The sequence below is a fragment of the Mesorhizobium sp. M2A.F.Ca.ET.039.01.1.1 genome, from assembly GCF_003998035.1.
Lineage (GTDB): Bacteria > Pseudomonadota > Alphaproteobacteria > Rhizobiales > Rhizobiaceae > Mesorhizobium.
On record NZ_RZRY01000381.1, the window covers coordinates 1 to 6,161 of the forward strand.

The 6,161-nt window shown below is 65.1% G+C and carries 7 protein-coding genes and 1 tRNA gene; 6 read left to right on the plus strand and 2 right to left on the minus strand.

Features of this window, described 5'->3' with window-relative positions; translation table 11 throughout:
* From EOA24_RS24380 to EOA24_RS24405, 6 genes are all read left to right on the plus strand, one after another.
* Positions 1-264, plus strand: a 264-nt coding sequence (locus tag EOA24_RS24380; RefSeq protein WP_127410142.1) for an SDR family oxidoreductase, incomplete at its 5' end; no start/stop codon positions are given.
* 27 nt (positions 265-291) lie between these two features.
* Positions 292-1,290: an AraD1 family protein gene (araD1, locus tag EOA24_RS24385; protein ID WP_126078538.1), complete on the plus strand. Its 999-nt coding sequence runs from the start codon at positions 292-294 to the stop codon at positions 1,288-1,290.
* A 52-nt stretch (positions 1,291-1,342) separates the two neighbouring features.
* Complete coding sequence (locus tag EOA24_RS24390; protein ID WP_126078537.1) at positions 1,343-2,368, plus strand: ABC transporter substrate-binding protein; 1,026 nt, start codon at positions 1,343-1,345, stop codon at positions 2,366-2,368.
* Between the two features lie 77 nt (positions 2,369-2,445).
* Positions 2,446-3,546: an ABC transporter ATP-binding protein gene (locus EOA24_RS24395; protein WP_126078536.1), complete on the plus strand. Its 1,101-nt coding sequence runs from the start codon at positions 2,446-2,448 to the stop codon at positions 3,544-3,546.
* Entirely contained in the window at positions 3,543-4,415 is an 873-nt protein-coding gene (locus tag EOA24_RS24400; RefSeq protein ID WP_126078535.1) for an ABC transporter permease, read from the plus strand. Before EOA24_RS24395 ends, EOA24_RS24400 begins: the two co-directional genes overlap by 4 nt.
* Entirely contained in the window at positions 4,412-5,212 is an 801-nt protein-coding gene (locus EOA24_RS24405; RefSeq protein WP_127255332.1) for an ABC transporter permease, read from the plus strand. The genes EOA24_RS24400 and EOA24_RS24405 overlap by 4 nt, the downstream gene beginning before the upstream one ends.
* Positions 5,213-5,272: 60 nt before the next feature.
* Here the strand turns inward: EOA24_RS24405 and EOA24_RS24410 are convergent.
* Positions 5,273-5,347 (minus strand) — tRNA-Gln (locus EOA24_RS24410).
* A gap of 228 nt (positions 5,348-5,575) precedes the next feature.
* Positions 5,576-6,161 (minus strand): GDP-mannose 4,6-dehydratase (locus EOA24_RS24415; RefSeq protein WP_127410143.1); only part of this gene is annotated, 586 nt, incomplete at its 5' end.

Consider the following 6,161-nt stretch of genomic DNA (forward strand, 5'->3'; position numbering starts at 1 on the left):
GTCTACGGCATGACGCGGGCGCTTGCCCGCGAACTCGGGCCCGAGCGCATCCGCGTCAACTGCATGGTGCCGGGCTGGGTGATGACGGAGCGCCAGATGCGTCTGTGGCTGACGCCGGCCGGCGAGCGCCAGATCGAGGAAAGGCAGTGCCTGCCCGACCGGCTGCAGCCATCCGACATTGCGCGCATGGCGCTGTTCCTGGCCGCCGATGACAGCCGCATGTGCTCGAGCCAGCAATTCATCGTCGACGGCGGCTGGGTGTGACCCGGCGAGAAGGAAAAAGGTAGGTTCATGCGTCTCGTTCAGTTCAACTTGCCCGATGGCAGCCGTCATGTGGGCTGCGTCAGCGCCGACGGCGATCAGCTCCACATCCTTCTCGGCACCGACACGGTTCTCGAACTTGCCACTGCGGCTGTCGCCGAGGGCAGGTCCATCGCGTCGGTCGTCGAGGAGCGGAACGGCGGCGAGAAAGTCGATTACGACCAGCTGCTGCGCGAAGGCCGGGTTCTCGTTCCGGTCGATCATCCGGAGCCGGCGCGTTTCCTTATCACCGGCACCGGCCTGACGCACACGGGGAGCGCTGCCGCGCGCGACAAGATGCATGTGCTGACCCATGGCGAGGACGCCGGCGAATCCGATTCGCTGAGAATCTTCCGCATGGGGCTGGAGGGTGGCAAACCCGCGCCGGGAGAGCTGGGCGTCCAGCCGGAATGGTTCTTCAAGGGCGTCGGCACCTGCGTCGTTCCGCCTGGTGCCGCGCTGCCGCTGCCGGCCTTCGCCAAGGCGGGTGCCGAGGAGGCTGAGATCGTCGGCCTCTATCTCAACGGACCGGACGGCCGCCCCTATCGCATCGGCTACGCGCTGGGCAACGAGTATTCCGACCACGTGACCGAGGCCGAGAACTACCTCTACCTCGCGCACTCGAAACTCCGCTCCTGCTCGATCGGCCCCGAGCTGCTGATTGGCGAGCTGCCGGCGGAGGTGCGCGGGCATTCCCGCATCCGGCGGGACGGCGCCGTCATCTGGGAACAGGAATTCCTGTCGGGCGAGACGCACATGTCGCACTCGATCGCCAATCTCGAGCACTACCATTTCCGCTACCCGATGCACCGCCGGCCGGGCGACCTGCATGCCTATTTCTTCGGCGCGGCGGTGATGAGCTACGCCTCCGGCATCAAGACGGCGCCGGGCGACGAATACGAGATCCAGGCGCCGGAATTCGGAAAGCCGTTGCGCAACCGGATGCAGGCGGTGCCGGACGAGGGGCTGGTGGCCGTCACCCCGCTGTGACGGCAAGACCCGCGGACTGAGATCATCACAAACAACAAATGGGAGAATGATCATGCTACTGAAGAGACTGCTTCTAGGGATAGCGGGTGTCGGCCTCGGCATCGGCCTGATGGCGTCGTCGGCGCTCGCGGCGAACCTGCGCGTGCTGGCCTGGGATGGCTATGCAGACGCCGATTGGGTCAAGGACTTCACCGCCGAGACCGGCATCGGCGTCGATGTCGTCTTCATCGGCAGCGACGACGAGATCTGGGCCAAGATCAAGGGCAGCGAGGGGCAGGACTTCGATGTCTTCGCCGTCAACACCGCGCAGCTGCAGCGCTACATCCAGGCCGACCTCGTCACGCCGATCGACCTGTCGAAGCTTCCCAACCAGAAGGACACGCTGCCGCGCTTCCGCGACATAACAAAGGTCAGCGGCGACACCAAGGACGGCAAGGTCTACGGCATCCCGTTCTGCTTCGATTCCATTGGCCTGATCTACGATACCGACAAGGTGAAGCCGGCGCCGACATCGATGTCAGTGCTGTGGGATCCGGCTTACAAGGGCAAGGTGCTGGCCTATGACAATGGAGAGCACAATTTCTCCTTCACGGCGCTGACGCTGGGCTACAAGGACCCGTTCAACCTCAGCGCCGAGCAGATGGCGGCGGTCAAGGCCAAGCTCGTCGAGCTGAAGGGCAATGTGCTGAGCTTCTACACCACCGCCGACGAGGCCCAGCAGATCTACCAGAACAACGACGTCGCCCTGATCTGGGCCAATTACGGCCAGCAGCAGGTCAAGGCCTTGCAGAAGATCGGCGCCCACGTCGCCTACATCAATCCGAGCGAGGGCGCGCTCGCCTGGCTCGACAACTGGGTCATCTCGAAGGGCGTTCGCGACAAGGACGCGGCCGAGAAGTGGATCGACTTCATGCTGAGCAAGAAGGTGAGCGGCGCCTTGTCCGAGCGCACCGGCTTCGGCAACACCGTGGTCGAGTCGAGCAGCGCCGGCAGCAACGACAAGCTGGTCTGGCTCAACAATGTCGAGGACCCGACCAAGCGCTCCGACCTGTGGAACGAGATCAAGGCGGCGCCTTGACCCGCCCTCGCGATCCTTGAGGACCTGGCGGTCCGGGCCGGACCGGACCGCCGACACGCTATTCTTGGAAGTCAGCCATGAACCAGACCAGCGACCTTCTCACGCTGCGCTCCGTCTCGAAGTCCTATGGCACCGTTCCCGTGCTCTACGACATCGACCTTGCGATCCGCGATGGCGAGTTCTTGACCGTGCTGGGACCGTCCGGTTCGGGCAAGACCACGGTGCTCAGGCTGATCGGCGGCCTGGAGCCGCTGACTTCGGGCGAGATCCGCCTCGACGGCCAGGACATCAGCGGCATGCCGATCAACCGGCGGCCCTTCAACACCGTGTTCCAGGACTATGCGCTGTTCCCGCATCTTACCGTCGCCGGCAATGTCGGCTACGGCCTGTCGGTTCGCCACGTGGCGCGCAAGGAGATCGCGCGCCGCGTCGCCGAGGCTCTGGAATTGGTGCAGCTCGGGCGGTTCGCCGACCGCTTTCCAGCCCAGCTCTCCGGCGGCCAGCGCCAGCGCGTGGCGCTCGCTCGCGCCCTGATCTGCCAGCCCCGGCTCGTCCTGCTCGACGAGCCGCTCGCGGCTCTCGACCTCGAACTGCGCCGGCAGATGCAGGAGTTCCTGAAATCCATCCAGCGCGAGGTCAAGACCACCTTCCTGTTCGTCACCCACGACCAGGAGGAAGCCATCGGCATGGCCGACCGGATCTGCGTCATGCAGGCCGGCCATATCCGCCAGCTCGGCAGCCCGCACGAGCTTTATTACAAGCCGAACTGCGAGTTCGTGGCGCGCTTCTTCGGCGAGAACAATCTCGTGGGAGGCAGGCTCGCTGAGACGCAGGGCGAATTCCGCGCGATCGAGACGGCGCTCGGCCGGCTGGTCTGTTCGGTCGCTGGCCAGCCGCATCTCAAGGCCGCGGCGACCGGCGCCAGCGGCTTCGCCGCCTTCCGCCCCGAAGCGCTGCGACTTGCCGGCGACGGCGATGCCGGGAACCGTCTTTCCGGCATCGTCGCCGATCTTGCCTTTGCCGGCTCCTCGACGGTCGCCACCATCACGGCCGGCGGCGATGCCGCGCATCGCCTCAGGCTGCGCTTTCCGAGCCGGGTGGACGGCAGCGCGCTCAGGACCGGTGAGACCGTGGCGCTTTCCTTCGCGCCGCACGAAGGCCATCTGGTGCTGGCATGAAGAGCGCTGGCCTGGCGCGTCCCGTCGCCATCCGCTGGTCGCCGCTGGTCACCGCGCTTGCCTTTGCGTTGCCGGTGGTGTTCGTCCTGGTGCCACTGGCGATCTTCCTGGTCTACAGCTTCTTCAGCGTCGACCAGGGCCAGATCGTCTATGCGCCGACGCTCGCCAACTATCTCCGCTTCTTCACCGATCCCGTCTTCCTCCCGGTGTTCTGGCGCACGATCGTGCTCTGCCTGTCGGTGGCGGTGATCTCGATCCTGCTCGCCTATCCGACAGCCTATTTCCTGACCACGCTGCGCGGCCGCTGGCGTTACGCGCTGCTGATGCTGCTCATGGTGCCGCTCTTGATGAGCTACGTCATCAAGATCTACGCGATACGCAGCATTCTCGGCCTCAATGGTTTTCTCAACAAGGCGCTGGTCGGACTTGGCATTCTCGCCGAGCCGTCGACGCTCTTCGTCTTCAACATGAACGCTATCCTGCTCACGCTGACGCTGCTTTTGATTCCCTTCGCGATCCTGCCGATCTTCCTGGCACTGGAGCGCATCCCGCAGGTGCTGTTGCGCGCGTCCGACGATCTCGGCGCAAGCAGCCTGCAGACGTTCCTGCGCATCACCTTGCCGCTGTCCCTGCCCGGCGTCGCCTCGGCGGCGAGCTTCGTCTTCGTGCTGGCGATCGGCGATTTCCTGACGCCGCAGATGGTCGGCGGCATCAGCGGCTTCACCTTCGGCCGCATCCTCTACAGCCAGTTCGGCACCGCCTATAACTGGCCCTTCGGCGCCGCTCTGTCGGTGGCGCTGGCCGTCGTGGTGATCGTCGCGATCCTTCTCGGCGAGCGCTTCGGGCGCAATCGGGGGACCTCGCTTTGATCGCAGCGCCGCGCCTCTCCACCATCCTTCTCGCCGCGATAACCGTCCTGGTCGCGGCGCTGCTCTACAGCCCGCTTTTCGTGCCCATCGCGTCGTCCTTCTTTCCCGTGGCGCGCGGCGAGGTCGACTGGTCGTCACCGACGGTCGAGACCTATGTCGCATTGGCTGGGAATCACGAGATTCTGGCCGCCCTCCGCACCACGCTCGTCGTCGGCGTCTGCACGGTCGTCCTCTCGGTCGTGAGCGGCATATTGCTGGCCCTCTACTATCATGGCCGCCGCGCCGGCCGCTCGCTGCTGCAGTTCATCGTCTTTCTGCCGTTCCTGATGCCGCCCATCATCAGCGGCCTGGCGCTGTTGATCTTCTTCCGTGAGATCGGGCTCGAACGCTCGCTGCTGACGGTCGTCATAGGCCATACGGTCTTCGTGCTCGCCATCGTCTATCGCACGGTGCTGACGCGCCTGCAGTCGATGAGCCGCACGCTGGTCGAGGCCTCCTACGACCTCGGCGCGACCAAATGGCAGACCTTCTGGCGCGTCATCCTGCCCAACCTTTCGAGCGCGACGGTGGGCGGCGCCATCCTGGCTTTCGCCCTGTCATTCGACGAGACCATGATCACCATTCTGGTCACCGGCACCCAGACGACGCTGCCGGTACGCCTGTGGGCGATGATGCGACTGGGTTTCTCGCCGGATATCAACGCGCTGGTGGCGCTGATCCTGATGTTCACCATCTTGCTCTGCGCCCTTGCGGCCAGGTTCCTGGTTCCGAGGCAGATCGCCACGCAGCGCAGTTGAAACAACGCTGATCCTGCGCTGGGCGATGCCCGGGGCGGAGCTGGTTGGCAATGTGAGGGATGGCTGGGGCGCCAGGATTCGAACCTGGGAATGTCGGTACCAAAAACCGATGCCTTACCGCTTGGCGACGCCCCAGCAGGCGGGGCATGCCCGCTTGCGCGCGGCCTTATAGGACGGGGCGAAGCAAAGCTCAATGCCGCAACATCAACTAAAAGCGGCTGCGATACGGGTCGCTATTGCTGCCAGTTCGTCGCTTGATCGCCAGCGGCTCATCCCGGGCCGCCCGCTGCCGCACGCCTGCTTCGCTCGCCTGGCCGACATCGGGGCAATCCTGCTTCCGCGAAGCCGACGACGCTGCTTTGCTCACGCCTGGGCCACACGTGCACGGCAATCCTGCAGGACCGCCGCAAGCGTCTCCTCGAAAGAATGCTCGGGCGCCCAGCCAAGCAGGGTCCGGGCGCGGGTCGCATCGCCGACGATGCATGGCAGGTCGCTTGGCCTCATCCGCAAAGGATCCTGCTCCACGACGATCTTGACGCTACTTTGCGCCAGCAGCAGATCCAGAATATCTGCCATCCGCCAGGAGAGGCCGGACGCAAGGTTGAAGATGGTGTTCGGCGCAAGCTTGTTGCTGTTCAAGACCGCGCGCGCATAGGCATTGGCAATGTCGCGCGCGTCCAGAAAATCGCGCCTGGCGTCGAGATTGCCGACGCGGATGAGCGGCGGAGCGAGGCCTGCTTCGATCCGCGCGATCTGCATGGCGAAGGCCGGCACTGCGAATGCCTCAGTCTGGCCCGGTCCCGTATGATTGAAGGGACGCATCCGAACGCATTTCAACCCCCGGTACGACAGCGCGCCGAGCGCGAGGTCGGCCGCGGCCTTGGTTGCGGCGTAGTCGTCGACCGGGGCAAGCAGCGTGCTTTCGTCGAGCGGTCGTCCGGTCTTCGCG